The sequence below is a fragment of the Hymenobacter cheonanensis genome (assembly GCF_030581075.1).
In the GTDB taxonomy this organism is placed as follows: Bacteria; Bacteroidota; Bacteroidia; order Cytophagales; family Hymenobacteraceae; genus Hymenobacter.
In genome coordinates, this window is record NZ_JAUQSW010000001.1 from 1 (window position 1) to 16,324 (window position 16,324).

17 protein-coding genes are annotated in these 16,324 nt (G+C 64.6%); 10 read left to right on the top strand and 7 right to left on the bottom strand.

The window, feature by feature from the left end:
• Window positions 1-263: 263 nt before the first annotated feature.
• Window positions 264-725 carry a hypothetical protein gene (locus Q5H89_RS00005; RefSeq protein ID WP_305017224.1) on the top strand — a complete coding sequence of 154 codons (462 nt, stop codon included), beginning with the start codon at window positions 264-266 and terminating at the stop codon, window positions 723-725.
• Here Q5H89_RS00005 and Q5H89_RS00010 read toward each other — a convergent pair whose 3' ends face one another.
• Both Q5H89_RS00010 and xerD read right to left on the bottom strand, forming a co-directional pair.
• A complete protein-coding gene (locus tag Q5H89_RS00010) occupies window positions 726-2,480 on the bottom strand; it encodes a DUF6044 family protein (RefSeq protein WP_305017225.1) in 1,755 nt (584 codons plus the stop codon).
• A 142-nt stretch (window positions 2,481-2,622) separates the two neighbouring features.
• A complete protein-coding gene (gene xerD, locus Q5H89_RS00015; RefSeq protein WP_305017226.1) occupies window positions 2,623-3,522 on the bottom strand; it encodes a site-specific tyrosine recombinase XerD in 900 nt (299 codons plus the stop codon).
• A gap of 62 nt (window positions 3,523-3,584) precedes the next feature.
• Here xerD and Q5H89_RS00020 point away from each other — a divergent pair, with 62 nt between their 5' ends.
• The 7 genes from Q5H89_RS00020 (at window position 3,585) to Q5H89_RS00050 (ending at window position 9,798) form a co-directional block, all read left to right on the top strand.
• Window positions 3,585-3,947: a four helix bundle protein gene (locus tag Q5H89_RS00020; protein ID WP_305017227.1), complete on the top strand. Its 363-nt coding sequence runs from the start codon at window positions 3,585-3,587 to the stop codon at window positions 3,945-3,947.
• A gap of 28 nt (window positions 3,948-3,975) precedes the next feature.
• Entirely contained in the window at window positions 3,976-4,458 is a 483-nt protein-coding gene (locus Q5H89_RS00025) for a type II 3-dehydroquinate dehydratase (protein WP_305017228.1), read from the top strand.
• 136 nt (window positions 4,459-4,594) lie between these two features.
• Window positions 4,595-6,721: a hypothetical protein gene (locus tag Q5H89_RS00030; RefSeq protein ID WP_305017229.1), complete on the top strand. Its 2,127-nt coding sequence runs from the start codon at window positions 4,595-4,597 to the stop codon at window positions 6,719-6,721.
• Between the two features lie 48 nt (window positions 6,722-6,769).
• On the top strand, window positions 6,770-7,873 hold the full coding sequence (locus tag Q5H89_RS00035) for an aminotransferase class V-fold PLP-dependent enzyme (RefSeq protein ID WP_305017230.1): 1,104 nt from the start codon (window positions 6,770-6,772) through the stop codon (window positions 7,871-7,873).
• Window positions 7,874-8,045: 172 nt separating this feature from the next.
• Window positions 8,046-8,501: a ribonuclease H family protein gene (locus Q5H89_RS00040; RefSeq protein WP_305017231.1), complete on the top strand. Its 456-nt coding sequence runs from the start codon at window positions 8,046-8,048 to the stop codon at window positions 8,499-8,501.
• Window positions 8,502-8,522: 21 nt separating this feature from the next.
• Window positions 8,523-9,008 carry a GyrI-like domain-containing protein gene (locus Q5H89_RS00045; RefSeq protein ID WP_305017232.1) on the top strand — a complete coding sequence of 162 codons (486 nt, stop codon included), beginning with the start codon at window positions 8,523-8,525 and terminating at the stop codon, window positions 9,006-9,008.
• Window positions 9,009-9,075: 67 nt separating this feature from the next.
• Window positions 9,076-9,798: a tRNA1(Val) (adenine(37)-N6)-methyltransferase gene (locus Q5H89_RS00050; RefSeq protein ID WP_305017233.1), complete on the top strand. Its 723-nt coding sequence runs from the start codon at window positions 9,076-9,078 to the stop codon at window positions 9,796-9,798.
• A gap of 83 nt (window positions 9,799-9,881) precedes the next feature.
• On the opposite strand, the gene Q5H89_RS00055 is transcribed toward Q5H89_RS00050, so the two are convergent.
• Genes Q5H89_RS00055 through Q5H89_RS00065 form a run of 3 tightly spaced genes read right to left on the bottom strand, consistent with a single transcriptional unit; the run spans window position 9,882 to window position 13,020 of the window.
• On the bottom strand, window positions 9,882-10,577 hold the full coding sequence (locus Q5H89_RS00055; RefSeq protein ID WP_305017234.1) for an ATP-binding cassette domain-containing protein: 696 nt from the start codon (window positions 10,575-10,577) through the stop codon (window positions 9,882-9,884).
• A gap of 19 nt (window positions 10,578-10,596) precedes the next feature.
• Window positions 10,597-11,592, bottom strand: a complete 996-nt coding sequence (locus Q5H89_RS00060) for a hypothetical protein (RefSeq protein ID WP_305017235.1) — start codon at window positions 11,590-11,592, stop codon at window positions 10,597-10,599.
• A gap of 3 nt (window positions 11,593-11,595) precedes the next feature.
• Window positions 11,596-13,020, bottom strand: a complete 1,425-nt coding sequence (locus Q5H89_RS00065) for a saccharopine dehydrogenase C-terminal domain-containing protein (protein WP_305017236.1) — start codon at window positions 13,018-13,020, stop codon at window positions 11,596-11,598.
• A gap of 119 nt (window positions 13,021-13,139) precedes the next feature.
• On the opposite strand from Q5H89_RS00065, the gene Q5H89_RS00070 reads away from it, so the two are divergent.
• Window positions 13,140-13,664 carry a cytidine deaminase gene (locus Q5H89_RS00070; protein ID WP_305017237.1) on the top strand — a complete coding sequence of 175 codons (525 nt, stop codon included), beginning with the start codon at window positions 13,140-13,142 and terminating at the stop codon, window positions 13,662-13,664.
• A 167-nt stretch (window positions 13,665-13,831) separates the two neighbouring features.
• Window positions 13,832-14,212 carry a DUF423 domain-containing protein gene (locus tag Q5H89_RS00075; RefSeq protein ID WP_305017238.1) on the top strand — a complete coding sequence of 127 codons (381 nt, stop codon included), beginning with the start codon at window positions 13,832-13,834 and terminating at the stop codon, window positions 14,210-14,212.
• Window positions 14,213-14,286: 74 nt separating this feature from the next.
• Here the strand turns inward: Q5H89_RS00075 and Q5H89_RS00080 are convergent, their stop codons facing one another.
• Both Q5H89_RS00080 and Q5H89_RS00085 read right to left on the bottom strand, forming a co-directional pair.
• Window positions 14,287-14,715: a DUF1573 domain-containing protein gene (locus Q5H89_RS00080; protein ID WP_305017239.1), complete on the bottom strand. Its 429-nt coding sequence runs from the start codon at window positions 14,713-14,715 to the stop codon at window positions 14,287-14,289.
• Between the two features lie 171 nt (window positions 14,716-14,886).
• Window positions 14,887-16,320 (bottom strand): ATP-dependent DNA helicase, encoded by a 1,434-nt coding sequence (locus tag Q5H89_RS00085; RefSeq protein ID WP_305017240.1) that lies wholly within the window; start codon window positions 16,318-16,320, stop codon window positions 14,887-14,889.
• Window positions 16,321-16,324 lie beyond the last annotated feature (4 nt).

Here is a 16,324-nt window from a genome sequence, read left to right on the forward strand (position 1 = left end):
GGCGCCGGGCGCGGCGTGTTGCCCCGGGCCGGGCGCGGCGCGGCGCTCTCGGCGGGCGGGCCCGGGCGGTTGGTGGCAGCGGGGCCACTCGGCGGGTTTCGGTAATTATTAGTGGCCATGCGCGGGCAAACAGAAAGGTCAAATCTACGCCAGCGCCGCCGCATGCCGGCCACCCTGGCTGGCCCTTAAAACAAGCTCCGCTATCTCCCTCCCAGGGTTTCGTACCTTCCTTTGCACACTTTTTCTTCCTTTTCCACTCAGGCATGCCTACACCTCTCCGCATCGTTCGTCATTTCAGCAATGCTGCCTATTGCATCACCGAGTATGTTCCGGCCGAGCGTTGGCTGCGCACTACCTGGCAAGGCTTTATTTCGCCCACCGATGCGGAGCAAGGCGCCCGGGCCGCGCTCGAGCCGCTACAAAGCGGGCCCATCGCGTGTTTGCTCAACGACAACAGCCAGATTCAGGGGCCGTGGTTCGACTCGGTGGGCTGGCTGCAGCGCGTGTGGGCACCGCAGGCCGCGCGCCTGGGGCTGCGCTACGTGGCCCACGTGGCGCAGCCTCACACCGAGGCCGACCTGGGGTCGGTGCTGTTACGCAATCCGTTCCGCAATCTATTTGAGATACAAGTATTTCAAACGGTAGAAGATGCCGCCACCTGGCTGCGCGACTGCCAGCCAGGCAGCGGCCGGGCTGGCGCCGCCGACCATCCGGCCGCTGCCTAGCTAGCGGCCCGTGGCTTCGTAGAGGTGCAGCCGCCAATAAGCCCCCGAGTCGTCGAAGACCCCTAGCAAGCGCAGGCCGCTTTCTTCGGGGTGCGCCAAGCGCACGGCCGACAGCACATAGCGCCCCCCCAGGGCCCGAAAAGCCGCCGCGTCGAAGGCCAGGTGCTGCACCGTGCGCAGCGGCTGCTTGCCGATGAGGTAGTTGCGCCCCAGCTCGGCGGCCATCAGGTAGCAGCGGTTGCCCCAGGCATCGTAGTAGGTAGCCAGGGCCGGGCTTTTGGCTAGCTCGCCGGCCACCAGAGGCCGAAACGTGTGCTTGTAGGGCAGCGGGTAGCTGTTCTGGTTGCTGTCGAGGGTATAAAAATCGTTGAGCTGGGCCACGGCGGGCGGCAGGCCCAGGCTCACCACGCGGTAGGCGGCAGGCTCCTGGCCGGTTTGGCGGAAGATAAAGGCTTTCACCTGGCTGAACAGCTTGGGCGCCACAAAAGCCTCGTAGCTGGGGGCATCGGCCTTCGGAATACCCGCCAGGATGCGCAGGTTATTGACGTACTCGGTATTGAGCGGCAGCGCCACCGCTAGTTGCAGCGCCACTAGCCCGTAGGCCAGCCGCCGGCCGGCCGGCGTGGCCGGCAGCTCACGCAGGGCCAGCGCCAGCAGGCCAAACCACGTCAGCGACATCAGGAAATGAAACCGCGTGAGCGCGAAGGCGTGCAGCAGCGGCAGCTGCTTTTGATAAAGCATGGCCAGCTGCGGCGCAAAGCCGCAGAACAGCGACGCCGCCGCCAGCGCCAGCAGCACCACGCCTACGCGGCGGCGCAGCAGCTGCCGCCGGGCCGGGGCTAGCCGGGCCAGCGCCACGCCCACCGCCAGCAGCACCACGCCCCGAAAAAACGGGCTGGCGTGGTACTGGCCCAGCCAGAAGTACTTCAGCGCCTCCTTCAGCCCCACCCCCACCCCGTGGGGCAGCAGGCGCACAAAATCAAACTCCTCGCGGTGCGATACGAATTGCCGGGCCACCAGCAGCGAGTAAAACAGTGGCCATTCTACCACCACGTACATGGCTAGCAGCAGGGCTAGCCCCGCTGCGCCGCGCAGGGTGCCCGCCCAGGCCGCCCGCCCGCACCGGGCCAGGTCGAGCAGTAGCAAACTGCCCCACACCACGGCAATAAACGGCCCTACGTACACAAAAATCGACCACAGCGGAAACGCCGCGCACACTGCCCAAGCCAGCCACCGATTGCGCCCCTGGCGCAAATCGAGGGCCGCGCGCAGCAGCGCCGGCTGCCCCAGCACCGTGAGGCCGTAGATGCTGTAAAGCGGCAGCGTGGCCCAGGCCAGCGCCACGGCCGCCGCCAGCCCGCGCTGCCCGGGCCGGGCCAGCCCGTAGCGCCGCAGCAGCCAGTACATGGCCAGCAGGCCCAGCACGCGCACCAAGACTTGGTGCACGAGGTAGGCCACTAGGGGCTGATTGCGAAAAACGCTGAACACGAGTACCGTAGCGCTCAGGCCGGGCCGCAGGGCATTGCGCGGAATGCCGTTCATCACCTCGGGCACCACCACGTCGCGGCCGTAGGCGAAGGCCAGGTGCAGCTTAGTGAGCAGGTACACCAGGCTGATTTCGGTGTCCAGGTTGTCGTGGATGAGCACGTAGCCGTGGCGGCCCAGCAGCAGCACCGGCAGCAGAAATAAGCACAGCCCTAGCAGGGCCAGGTAAAGCGGCCGGCGGGTGGACGGCGACGAAAAAGCGTTTGTCATTGCGAGCGCAACGTAGCGGAGCGCGGCAATCTTTCCTTTTTAGTAAGTCAGCCAACCGTTGCGAACGACAAAGGAAGGATTGCCGCGCTCCACTTCGCTGCGCTCGCAATGACAAACGCGTTAAAAATACCCGTCGCCACCCCTAGCTGCGCGGGTGAAACTCGGTAATGACCTGGCGCAGGTAGTCGCGGTCGAGGTGGGTGTAGATTTCGGTGGTCGTGATGCTGACGTGGCCCAGCATTTCCTGCACGGCGCGCAGGTCGGCGCCGCCCTCCAGCAGGTGCGTGGCAAAGGAGTGCCGCAGCGTGTGCGGGCTGATAGTTTGGCGCAGCCCCGCCAGCTCGGCCAGCTTCTTGATGGTGGTGAACACCGTGATGCGCGACAGCTGCCGGCCCCGCATGCTCAGAAACACCACATCTTCGGCGCCCGGCTGCACGGTGAGGTGCTGGCGCACGCCGCCCAGGTAAAAGTGCAGGTGCTTCACGGCCTCGCGCCCGATGGGCACCAGCCGCTCCTTGTTGCCCTTGCCCAGCACCCGCATAAAGCCCTGCTCAACGTACAGGTTCGAGAGTTTCAAATCGCACAGCTCGCTCACGCGCAGGCCCGACGAGTACAGCACTTCCAGCACCGCCCGGCTGCGCAGGCCCTCACTGGTGCTCAGGTCGATAGCGGCCAGCAGGTTTTCGATGTCAGGATAGGAAAGCGTGTCGGGCAGGTGGCGGCCGGCCTTGGGCGACTCCAGCGTATCGGTGGGGTCGATTTTGAGCAGGTCCTCCATGATGAGAAACTCGTAGAAGGCCTTGATGCCCGACAGCGTGCGTGCCTGCGACGTGCTCGAGAGCCCTAGCTCGGTGAGGGTGGCCAGAAAATCGCGCAGCAGCCGCGTGGTTACTTGCAGCGGCCCGGCCTTGAGCTTTTCCAGCTCCAGCCACTGGTGCAGCTTGCGCACATCGCGCCGGTAGGCCTCCACCGAGTTGGGCGAGAGCGACTTTTCCAGGCGCAGGTAGCCGTCGAATTGTTTAATAGCTTGCGGCCAGGTCATTTTTTTTAAATTATGAATTATGAATTATAAATTATGAATTATGAATTGGGGTTATTTGCAGTATGAGAGAAAACGTTATCCAACAGAAATCATATGCTTTCGCCTCTCGTATCGTGAAGTCATACAAATATCTAGTGAGTGAACAGCGCGAGTTTGTGCTTTCTAAACAGCTATTGCGTAGCGGCACTTCTATTGGGGCAAATGTAGAAGAGGCCTTAGCTGCCAGCTCCACGGCCGATTTTGTACACAAGATGAACATTGCGGCCAAAGAGGCCCGCGAAACGTCTTATTGGCTGCGCCTGCTGCACGATAATGATTTTATACCAACCCAAGCATTCGACTCTATTCATGACCACAGCTTGGAGCGTATTAGGCTGCTGGCCAGTATTCTGCTCACCACGAAGAATAATCGCTCCAATTCATAATTCATAATTTATAATTCATAATTTTCTCGTGAACATTCTCATTCTCAACGGCCCTAATCTTAATCTGCTAGGGCGCCGCGAGCCGCACATCTACGGCACGCGCTCGTTCGACGACTTTTTGCCCGAGCTGCAGGAGGCCTTTCCTGACCTCACGCTCACTGCCTTTCAGAGCAACCACGAGGGCGCGCTGCTCGACCGCCTGCACGCTGCCGCCGGCTGGGGCGAGGTGGGCTCGGAAGGGGCTAGCCAGGGCGTGGTGCTCAATGCAGGCGGCTTCACGCACACCAGCGTGGCGCTGGGCGATGCCGTGGCCGCCGTGGCCGGCGCGGGCCTGCCCGTAATTGAAGTGCACCTGAGCAACCTGGCGGGCCGCGAAGAGTTTCGGCACACCAGCTACATCGGCAAGCATTGCGTGGGCAGCATCGCGGGCTTTGGGCTCGAAAGCTACCGGCTGGCCCTGCACTACCTGCTGGGCCAGCGGCCCCGGCCGGTGGGTTTTGGGCGGCGCTAAGCGCCGGGGCACGAGCGGCTACGCGGCGCGCGGGTACTGAGGCAGGATAATATTGCATTCTACCCCCAATAATTCGTTATAATGGGCCTCATTGTTGGTATTTTTGACAGAATAACCCATTCTGCAAAAGTTACCAATGCCCCGTTTATTTCGTTGCGCCGGGCCGGCGCTTTCCTTTTTATTGTACGCGGCGGCTCCGCAAGTGGGGCGTGCCCAGGGCTGTTTGCTAGCACCCGTGCCGCTGGCCCAGCGCGCCCAGCAGGCGGCCCTGGTAGTAGAGGCCCGCGTGGCCAGCCAGCAAGCGGCCGACCTGGGCGGGCATATCGCGACGCGCAACACGCTGGAAGTCTACAAGGTATTCCGGGGCCAGCTGCCGGCCGGGCCGCTGCAAGTGCTTACTGCGGGGGGCACGCTGGGGCTGCGGCGCGAAGAAGTGAGCGGCGCGCTCGCCCTGGCGGCGGGCCAGCAGGGCATCTTCTTTCTGGAAGCTGACCCTGGCCAGCCGGGCGAATTGCGCGCCTACGCCGGCCCGCAGGGCTTTATCGAGTACGACCTGGCCGACCTCGCGGCCCACGAGCCGTTTGGGCGCTACGCCAGCATTGGGCCGGCGCTGTACGCGGCCGTGGGGGCCAGCCTGCCCTACCGCGAAGTGGCGGCTAATACCCGCCTGGCCGCCGCCACCCAGCGCCGCCGCCTGCGCACGGCGGCCGGCCCGCTGGCCACCACGGCGCCTACCATCGACAGCTTTTCGCCCGCCAGCGTAACGGCGGGCACTACCACCACCACTACCAGCAGCGCGGCCGGCGTGCTCACCATAACGGGGGCGGGCTTTGGCGCTACGCAGGGCGCGGGCTACGTGCAGTTTCGCAATGCCGATGACGGCGGCGCGACTTTCACCCAGCCCCTGGCCAGCGATTATATCAACTGGAGCGATACCCAGATTCAGGTGCGGGTGCCCTCGCGCAGCGCCGCGGGCCACCCGGCGGGCACCGGCACGTTTCAGGTGGCCGATAACAGCGGTGCGCTGGCCACGAGCGCCAGCGCCCTCACCGTGACCTACGCGCTCATCAATACCAATTCGAGTGGCCAGAACTACCGGGTGCACCTCATCAGCCCCGATGCCAGCGGCGGCTACACGCTGCAATACGCCGCTAGCTTCCCTGCCGAGGCCAAGGCGCCCTTCGAGCGGGCCCTGCAAAGCTGGCGCTGCCCGGTGGGCATCAGCCGCAGCATCAGCGCCACGGCAGCCCCGGCCGACGCCACCAAGCAGGACGGCGTGAACGTGGTGCGCTTCGACGCCACGCTGCCCGCAGGGGTGCTCGGGGTCACCTACTCGTACTACTACGGCTGCTCGGTCAATAACGGCCCCGTCAACTGGCAGGCCATCGAAACGGACTACGCCTACACGCCGGTGCCCATTCCGGCCAATGGCAATACACCTGCCTACACTTGGAACTACACCACCGGCGCGCCCACCGGCCAGCAATACGATTTTGAGAGTGTGGCGCTGCACGAGCAGGGCCACGGTGCGCAGCTCACGCACATTATTTCGGGCACCGGGGTGATGAACTATAACATCGGCAATGGCCAGACGCGCCGCGCTCTTGACAGCAGCACGGACATCGCGGCCGGCCAGAACGTGCGCGATTACAGCACCGGCGCCACGGCCCTGGAGCGCTGCAACTACGCGGCGTTTGCGGCGGCGGCGTGCACGCTGCCGGTGCAGCTCACGGCCTTCGGGGCCAGCTACCAGCCTAGCCAGGGCACCCTGCTCAGCTGGGCCACTGCCTCGGAGGGCAACAGCGCGGCCTTCGTGGTCGAGAGCCAGGACGAGGCCGCGCTGGCGGGCGCCTGGCGGGCCGTGGCGCGCGTGGCGGCGGCCGGCAGCAGCGCCACCCCGCACCAGTACCAGGCCCGCGATGCCCGCCCGCTGGCCGGCACCCGCTACTACCGCCTGCGCCAACTCGACCTGGACGGCCGCGAAGCCTTTTCGCCGGTGGTGAGCGTGGCGGCGGCGGCCACCGGGCTAGCTGCCTACCCCAACCCCGCCACCGGCACCGTGCACCTGAGCGGCCCGCTGGCACCCGGCGCCCCGGCCCAGGTGCGGCTGCTCGCTGCCACCGGCCGCTGCGTGGCTAGTCTGGCGGGCCCGGCCGGGCAGGCGGCTTTCGAACTGCCGCTGGCCGGGGTGCCGGCCGGCCTGTACCTGCTGGAGTGGGATGGCGGCGCGGGCCGCGCCCGCACCCGCCTCGTAGTGCAATAAGGCGCGGGGCGGGGCTTTTTGGGCCGGCCCCGCCCCTACCTTTGCCGCATGGCAACCCTCCCGACTTATACCTTCAACCCCGGCCCGGCGGCCGTGTACCCCGAAGTGCGCCAGTACCTGGCCGACGCTTTTGAGGAAGGCTGGCTGTCGGCGCCGCACCGCTCCGAGCGCTTCATTACGCTCGTGCGCCACTGCCTCGACCAGGCCCGCCTCAAGCTCAATATCCCGCAAGACTATACCATTCTGTTCACCTCGTCGGCCACCGAGTGCTGGGAAATCCTGACCCAGAGTCTGACGCCCCGCCGCTCGTTTCACCTCTACAACGGCTCGTTTGGGCAGAAGTGGTTTGACTACGCCCGCGCCCTGCGGCCCCACTCCACGGGCCTCAAGTTCGACATCAACGACGTGCCCGACCCGGCCACGCTGCCCTTCAACCCCGAGGAGACCGACCTCGTGTGCCTCACCCAGAATGAAACCAGCACCGCTACCCAGCTGCGCGATAACTTCATTCTCAACACTTTCAACCGCCTGGGGCCGGCACTGCTGGCCGTCGATGCTACATCGAGCCTGGGCGGGCTAGCCCTCAAGTTCATCAAGGCCGACGTGTGGTACGGCTCGGTGCAGAAGTGCCTGGGCCTGCCGGCCGGCCTGGGCATCATGGTGCTCTCGCCCCGGGCCGTGGCCCGCGCCCGCGAGGTAGGCGACAATGCCCACTACAACAGCCTGAACGCGATGGTGAAGCAGATGCTCAACTACCAGACCACGCACACCCCCAACGTGCTGGGCATCTACCTGCTGAGCCGGGTGCTGCAAGCCCGCGATGGCATCAAAACCATCGCCCCGCACCTCAACGAGCGCGCCCAGAAGCTCTACGATTACTTCGAGCAGGTGCAGCCACTAGGCCTGCGCCCCCTCATCGAGAACGTGGATGCCCGCTCTACCACCGTTATCGGCCTGCAAGGCCCGGCGGCCCTTATTGAGGAGGTGAAGCGCCGCGCCCGCGACGAGGCGGGCCTGCAACTGGGCTCGGGCTACGGCGACTACAAAGCCACGAGCCTGCGCATTGCCAACTTCCCGGCCGTGCCCGATGCCGCCTTTGAGGCGCTGGTGCAGTTTTTTGAAAAGATTAGAAATGAGGAAGTAGCGCGCTAGCCATCAACCTCACGCGGGGACCTCACCCCCGGCCCCTCTCCTTGGAGAGAGGGGAGCCGACCGCGAGCGAACGCAAGCAATCATTAAACAGACGTCAGGCTCCCCTCTCCCCAAGGAGAGGGGCCGGGGGTGAGGTCCCCCGCGCCAGGCTGCGTTATCTACTATCTCTCCTTTGATTACCCTCTTCACCGACGGCTCCTCGCGCGGCAACCCTGGCCCGGGCGGCTATGGCACCATCCTGCGCTACGGCCCCCACGAAAAGGAGCTGAGCCAGGGCTTCCGCCGCACCACCAACAACCGCATGGAGCTGCTAGCCGTGATTGTGGGCCTGGAGGCCGTCACGCGCCCCGAAATCCCCATCCTCGTCGTGTCCGATTCCAAATACGTGGTCGATGCCGTGGAAAAGCGCTGGGTTTTTGGCTGGGTCAAAAAGCCCGACTTCGGCAAGAAGGCCAACGAGGACCTCTGGCGCCGTTTCCTGCGCATCTACGAGCAGCGCAAAGTTTCCTTCAAATGGATAAAAGGCCACGCCGGCCACCCCGAAAACGAGCGCTGCGACGTGCTAGCCGTGCAAAGCGCCCTGGGCAAGGGCCTGCTGGTGGATGAGGGGTATGAGGCGCTGGAGTAGTAGCGCAAACCAGCAAGTATTATGCAGCCCACCATAAAATTATTGCCAGAGAAAAAACTGATTGGCCAGCATCAACGCATGTCCTTGCTAACTAATACGACGGCGGCCCTGTGGCGGAGCTTCCGGCAGCGGCAGCAGGCGCAGCCGTTTTCAGGCAGCACGAAGTACTACTCTGTGCAGGTGTATGGGCCGGGTTATTTCAATCCCTTTCGGCCCGAAGTACTGTTCGAAAAATGGGCGGCCGTGGAAATGACGCAACCCGTCGCCATACCGCCCGACTTAGAAATTCTAACGCTGCCGGGCGGGCTATATGCCGTTTTTCTGTACCAGGGCCCCGCAAATGCGGGTGACACGGTATTCAGCTACATTCTGCAGGAATGGCTTCCTGCTTCTTGCTATGCACTCGACGGCCGGCCCCACTTTGAAGTATTAGGAGAAAAATATAGCAACGAAGACCCGGCCTCGGAAGAAGAAATATGGATTCCGATTAAACTCAGGTCGGCCTAGCCTACTCGCTGGGGAGTGCAGCAGCTTTGCGCCTGCTTCTTAAGCAGCTTTAATAATTTCCTTACCGTTGCCCAACGACTACTTCCAATTCCAGCAGTTTCGCATAGCCCAAAGCGACTGCGCCCAAAAAGTAAGCACTGATGCCTGCCTGCTGGGTGCCGCCGCCGACCTCACCGGCGCCACCCGCGTGCTGGATATTGGCACCGGCACCGGCCTGCTAGCCCTCATGGCGGCCCAGCGGGCGCCGGGTGCCCAGATTGAAGCCATCGAGCTAGATGCCGCTACTGCGGCCCAAGCCGCCCGCAACGTGGCGGCCAGCCCCTGGGCCGGCCGCATTGTGGTGCACCCACTGAGCCTGGCGGCCTATGCCGCCAGCCAGCCGGGCTTGTTCAGCCACATTATCTGTAATCCGCCGTTTTTCCGGCGCAGCCTGGCTTCGCCCGATGCCGCTAGGGCCACGGCGCGCCACGAAGGCGCGGGCTCGCTCACGTTTGGCGAGCTGGCGGGCTTTGCGGCGGCGCACCTGGCGCCGGGCGGCACGCTCACGGTGCTGCTGCCGCCGCCCGAGATGCAGCAGTTTGCGCAGGTGGCGCAGCAAGAAGGGCTGGCTGTGCAGGGGCGGCTGGCGGTGCGGCACCGGCCGGGCGGGCGCGTTACGCGCGGCATCTGGCAGTTTGGGGCGGCTAGCCCGGCGCCGCTGCGCGAGGCCAGCCTTTGTATTCAGGATGCGACCGGCGCTTATTCGGCCGAGTTTCGGGCGCTGCTGGCTGGGTTTTACCTGGCCCTGTAGCGCGGGCGCTGCGCGCCCAGGCGTGGCACATTTGCCAGTGTGGGCATCGTGCGCACGCCTACTCCGTCTGCGCTCTATCTACGCTATAAAAGCTTGTGTAGCTGCCCCAGCTTTTCGCCGTGCAGGGCGGCTAGCAGGTCGGCTTCGAGGGTACCAAACTCGGCGGCCTGGTAGCGGTGCTGCACCAGCCCCCCCACAAGCACCGTAGCCTCGTCGGCCACCTCGGTGAGCGTGCCCAGGATGTGCGAGGTGAGCAGGATGCCCGTGCCCCGGTGGCGCAGCCGCTTCAGCAACTCTTTGAGCAACATATTAGCTTCGAGGTCGAGGCCATTAAAAGGCTCATCAAGAATGAGGTAGGCAAAATCCTGCACCAGCGCCGCCAGCAGGGCCAGCTTTTTCTTCATGCCGGCCGAGTACTCGGTGGCGTATTGGTCGAGGGGCAGCTCCAGCACCTCGTTCCAGCCGCGCAGGTCGGGCACCGGCCGCTGGCGGGCTTGCAGGCAGAATTCCACATACTCGCGCCCCGTAATGCGCGGGTAGAAATACGGCTCGTAGGGTACCAGGCCGGTAGTTTCGCGCACCAGGCGGCCCGAACCCGTGTCGCGTACCGTGCCGCTAAAGTCGCTTTCCAGCCCGTAGAGGCAGTTGAGGAGCGTGGTTTTGCCCGCGCCGTTGGCGCCTATCAGGCCGTGGATGGTGCCGGGCTGCACGGCCAGGCTCACGCCGCGCAGCACGTGGTGGTGGCCGTAGGCTTTGTGCAGGTCGTTTACTTCAAGCATGATGATGCGGCGCACGCGCTTATTTTTCCTCAGGGTTAGTCGCCAGCACGGCGCGTAGCCGGCGCCGGCTTTGCCACACCAGCCCGCCCGCGCTCACCAGCATCAGCGGCGGGTAGGCCGGGTGCCAGGCGCCCAGCAGGCCCACGGCCAGCACCAGCCCCTGCGTGGTGCGGATGTGGCTGGCATTGGGGTAAAACGCATATTTGGTGAGGATAACCATGCTCAGCAGGGCTAGCCAGAACAGCGCAACGGCCAGCGCCGCGCCCCAGCCGGCCGGCCCCAGGCCCAGCAGCACCCAAAAAGGCAGCGCCGTGCCCGCCGCGTAGCCCAGCCCCAATCCCAGCCGCCGCCGCAAAAACTGCCGGGGCGAGCAAGCCGCCAGGGCCAGCATCGGCAGGGGCTCGGGCACGCCGTAGCAGGCCAGCACCACCAGCAGCCACCCTACCAGCCCCACCACCGGGGCCAGCGGTGAGGCCCGCTGCCAGGCCGCCAGCCCCACCAGCAGCGGCCACAAAAGCAAGCCGCTCGTGGCCCGCATCCCGCTTACCCACTCAAAAGCTTCGCTCCGGAAAGGGCTGCGCCAGCGGTGCCGCGTGGCGTGGCCCGCCCGGGCCGGCGGCGCCCAGGCCGCCAGCGGGGCTAGCCCCAGGGTGAGGGCCGCCGGCCCCACGGCCCGCCCGGCGAGCAGCGCCCCGGCCATTGGCAGCGCCAGCAGCGCATACTCGGCCGCCAGCCACGGCCGAAACCTCGGCGCCATGCTGGCCAGAAACAGCAGGTCGGCCCGCTGGCGATGGGCGGCGAGCAGCAGCCAGGCCACCAGCGGCGGCACCAGCCACAAGCCCCAGGGTTGCTTGGCCAGGCTATCCCCTGCTTGCAGCAGCCCAAGGGCTAGCAGCGGCCCCATCAGCCCCAGCCGTAGCCAGCCTATTTCGTGCAGCAGCCGGCCCAGCAGCCGCAGCCGCAGCCGCAAGTAGGCCCCCAACGGGGCTGCTTGGCTCGGGAAGGCGAGGGCCATAGGTCAGGCAAAAAAGGGCCCGGTATGCGTTTCTTCTTCCGTGAATGCGATGCTGTAGTCGGCCGCCAGCTCTTGCAGAATGGGCGCGTAGAGGTCGGCCGTGGTCGGAATGACAACGCCCCGGCCCGCTACCTCGCCGCGCACCAGGCGCCGCACGGCCATGCCCAGCGGCAGGCCCACGGTTTTGGCCATGGCCGTGTGGGTGGCATCATCGCCGAGCACTACCAGCGAGGAAGTCAAGCTATACGTCTGCTCATCGCGCTCGTAGTCAAAGCGATGCTGCATCACTATCATGTCGCGGTCGTGGGGCTGAAGCTGCCATTTTTCGGCCAGCAAATGCTCCAGCAGCTGGGCGGGCGTAGCATTAGCGCGGCCCACGGGCGCTTTCTCAAAAATGCCCAGCCACACCAGTCGCTGCATTTCGGGGCTGTTGTGGGCCAGGCCCAAATACTTGGCAGTGAGGGCCGAGAGCGACCAGCCGGGCTGCGGCCACTGGGGCAGGTAGCCGGCCACCAGGTCGTGCCAGGTGAGGGCGGCCGAGTTAGCCAGGTTCACGCTGTCGTCGGTGAGGCCGAGGCGCACCAGCGCGTGCCAGGCGGCGCAGTAGCCCGGCCGCCGCAGCGTGCCGCGCAGGATGCTCGGAATGGCATCGAGGCCATACGGCGCGCGGTAGTTGAGCGAGTCGCGGTTGGCGTAGCCCTCAAACGTACCGTGGCCGGGCACGTGCACTTCCTCGGTGCGGGCAAAAAGCTGCTGATACGGAATAATGCGCAAGTGGCCATCTTGCAGGTACTTAGCGGTGCTTTGGCCGGCCAGCACCACGTTGCGCGGGTTCCAGGTAAACTTGTAGCGCCAGGGGTTATCGCCCTCCGAAGCGGGGTCGAGCAGCCCGCCGCAGTACGAGGTGAAGGCCGTGAGGCGCCCGCCCTGCCCCCGAATCTGCTCGATGGCCCGCATCGCCGACATATGGTCGAGGCCGGGGTCCAGCCCGCACTCCATAAGGAAAACCAGGCCGGCCGCTTCGGCCGCGGCGTGCAGGGCCTGCACCTCGGCGCTCACGTAGCTGGCCGTGGCCAGGTGCCGCCCATGCGCCAGGCAAGCCTTGGCCACAATGGGGTGAAAAGCGGCGGGCAGCATCGAGATAACCACATCGGCCTCGGACACCAGCAAGTCGAGCCGGGCCGCATCCTGGGCCTCGAAGGGCACGGCGCGGGCATACTGCGAGTGCGCCGCCAGCACCGGCGCCAGGTGGGCCGGCAGGGCATCGGCCACGGTCAGAAACCAGTGCTCGGCCGGGGCGTGGCGCAGCAAGTACTGCACAAGCACCGAGGCCGAGCGGCCGGCGCCAAGCAGCAGCAAGCGAGTGGTTTTCGGGCCGGAGTACTCGGGGCGGGGTGCCTGGGCAGGGCTGCTAGGGGGCTGGGGCAAGGTCAAAGTGGGCCGAAGAGTTTCATAGGGAGAAAAGCAAACTTAGCACTGCGCACCATGCCCTACGCACCAAGCCCCAAAAACCGTATCTTCGCCGCCCCGTTTTTATTCCCGCCGCAATGGCTGCCTCTTCCATCGACTCTACCCTTACCCGCCGCCAGCTTGCGCTGCACTACCACGAGTTTGCCACCCCCGACCAGCTCGCGCCCGCCGAGCGCCAGGTATGGGAGGCCGCCCGCGCCGCCACTGCCCACTCCTACGCGCCGTACTCGCATTTTCATGTGGGGGCCGCGCTGCTGCTAGCCGATGGCAGCCTCGTGCAGGGCACCAACCAGGAAAACGCCGCCTATCCCTCGGGCCTCTGCGCCGAGCGCACCGCGCTGTTTGGGCTGGCGGGCAACCGGCCCAGCCCGCCGCCGCTTATCGTGGGCATGGCGGTGGCCGGCCGGCCCGCCGAGGGCGAGTTTGGCCCTGCCCTACCTTGCGGCGCCTGCCGCCAGGTTATGCTGGAGTATGAGGTGCGCCAGGGCCAGCCCATTTGGCTGCTGCTGCCCAGCACTAGCGGCACGGTGCTGCGCTTCGAGCGCCTGGCCGACCTGCTGCCGTTTCATTTCTCGGCCGACGACCTGCCGCCCCGGGCGTAAGGCAAGAGTTTGATTAGCTGATTTTAAAACTGCAAGAACGTCATACTGAGCATAGCGAAGTATCTCGCTCGCACCGCTAGGGCACTACCCCAACGATATGCGTGAGCTGCTGCGCTGGGCTTAGCATGCCGTTCTTTGTGGTCAGTCTATACTAAATTCTCTGCTGCATGTCTCCCCGTCTTATTCTTCAACTCGCGGCTCTGCTTGGCGCCCTCACCGTGGGCATCGGTGCTTTTGGCGCGCACGGCCTGCGGCCTATGTTAGAGGCTAGCGGCCGCTTCGAAACCTTCGAAACCGCGGTGCGCTACCAGTTTTACCACACGCTGGCGCTGCTGGCAGTGGGCATTTTGGCCGTAGCCCGGCCCGAGTTGCGCAGCCCGCTCGATACCACGGCCGCGCTGTGGCTAGGGGGCATTCTTATTTTCAGCGGCTCGCTCTACGCCATCTGCTTCACGGGCATCACCAAGTTTGGGGCGGTGGCCCCGCTCGGCGGCTTGTTGCTGATTGCGGGCTGGCTGCGCCTGCTGCTAGCCGTGAGCAAGCTGTAATAACTGGCTGATAAATGGCCAAAAAAAGGGGCTAGCCACAATGGCTAGCCCCTTTTTCAGTAGGAATAAGGCGATTACTTCGAAGCCGTAGCCGACTCTTTTACCTCGCCTACCAGCGAAACGGTGGTGCTACCGCCGACCGAGTTCGAGTCAATGGTCAGCACTTTGGTTTGCATGCCCATTTTGCCAGCCGAGTTGAATTTGGCCGAAATGGTGCCGGTTTTGCCGGGCTGCACGGGCTCCTTAGTCCAGCTGGGGGTGGTGCAGCCGCAGCTTACGCCGATGTTGGAAATCACGAGCGGCTGGGTGCCGGTGTTTTTGAATTTGAATACGTGGTCCACGATATCGCCCTGCTTGATGGAGCCGAAATCGTACTTCACTTCCGAGAACTCAATCTGGGGGCCGGCCGGCTTGGCAGTGGCTTTGGCAGGCTTCATGGCCTGGGCGTGGGCAGTGGTGCCCGCAAACGTGAGGCCCAGGGCCAGCAGCAGCATCTTCGTCATGACAGAAGTAGAATTGGGTTGTGGGGAGAAAAACAAATTTACGCGGTAAGTCCGGCTAGGCAAATCTGCGGCCAAATTAGGGCTGGCGCTAGCATGCCGTGGGAAGCCAGTACGTGCGGGCAAACTCAGATTCAGGCAATTGAATTCCGCCCGCCGCAAAAAAAGCCGGGGCTACTCCTCTACCACTTCGCTGGGCGCGATGAGGCGCTGCTGAAAATTGAGCAGAAACAGCCGCTCCGACGCCCGCGTGATGGCCGTGTAGAGCCAGCGCGCAAACTCGCCGCCCACCGGCTCGTCGGGCTTCAGGAAGCCGTGGTCGACAAATACGGCCTGCCACTGGCCGCCCTGCGCCTTGTGGCAGGTGAGGGCGTAAGCAAATTTTATTTGCAAGGCGTTGAGATACGGGTCTTTGCGCATTTCGGCGTTGCGCTCGGCCTTCTTAGTGAGGTGCGCATAGTCGGCCAGGATTTCCTGGTACATCTTCTCGTTCTGGTCGCGTGGCAGCGAGGGGCTCTCGGTGTGCAGCGTGTCGAGCAGCAGCTTCACTTCCAGCTCAGGCTCGTCGGGGTAGTCTACGAGGCGCACCCTAGCCTGGGCAAAGCGGCAGCCAAACTGCTCCTCACGCCGAATTATCTTCTTGATTTCCAAGAAGTCGCCGTTAGCCAAAAATCCAATTTCCGACTCCTTGGGCAGCCAGAAATAATTGTTGCGCACCACCATGATGTAGTCGCCGGCCTCAATTTCCTCCTCGGCCTCAAACAGCGTGCGCCGGATGAGCTGATTGTACTGGTTGGCATTGCGGTTGGAGCGGCAGATGATGGTCGTATTCTCGTGCCCAAAGTGGCGGTAGGCCCAGCGCAGGCCGTCCTCCAGCTTGTCGCCACCCATCTTAAACATATCCTTGAAGCCCTTGGTATGCAGCTGAATGTTAGGCGTTTCTTCCCGCAGTTCCTCGCGCAGCTCGGTAGCATTCACCAGGATGCCCGAGGCCTCGGCCTGGCGCATTACCTGGCGCAGCTCCACGCCATCGACCCGGGCGCGGAAGCGGTGGGCCAGCAGCTCGGGGTCGAGGGCGGGGCTCAGGAGCTGGCCTACCGGCGGCAGCTGGGCTGTATCGCCGATGAGCAGCAGCCGATTGGTGCTGCGCTCGAACACGAAGCCCATGAGGTCGTCGAGCAGGCCGCTCTCACCAAACGCCTTCTCGTCGGAAATCATCGAGGCCTCATCCACAATGAACAGCGTTTCTTCCTGGCGGTTGGGCTGACGCGTGAAGCTGAGGCGCTCGCTGGGCGCGCCGCTGGTTTGGCGGTATATTTTTTTGTGGATGGTGCTGGCCGGCACGCCTGCGTAGGCGCTCATCACCTTAGCGGCGCGGCCGGTGGGCGCCATCAGGGCGTAGCGGCGCTGCATGCGGCCTAGCCACTGCACGAGGGCGCTCACCACGGTGGTTTTGCCGGTGCCAGCGTAGCCGCGCAGCACAAATACCTTGCGGCCCGGTAATTGGTCGCGCAAAAACTCATCGAGCTGCACGAATAATTCGGCTTGGTCGTCGGTCGGCTCGAAGGGGAAATAGTCGCGAACGGAGGGAAAGCGGGTTTTTAGCATCAGA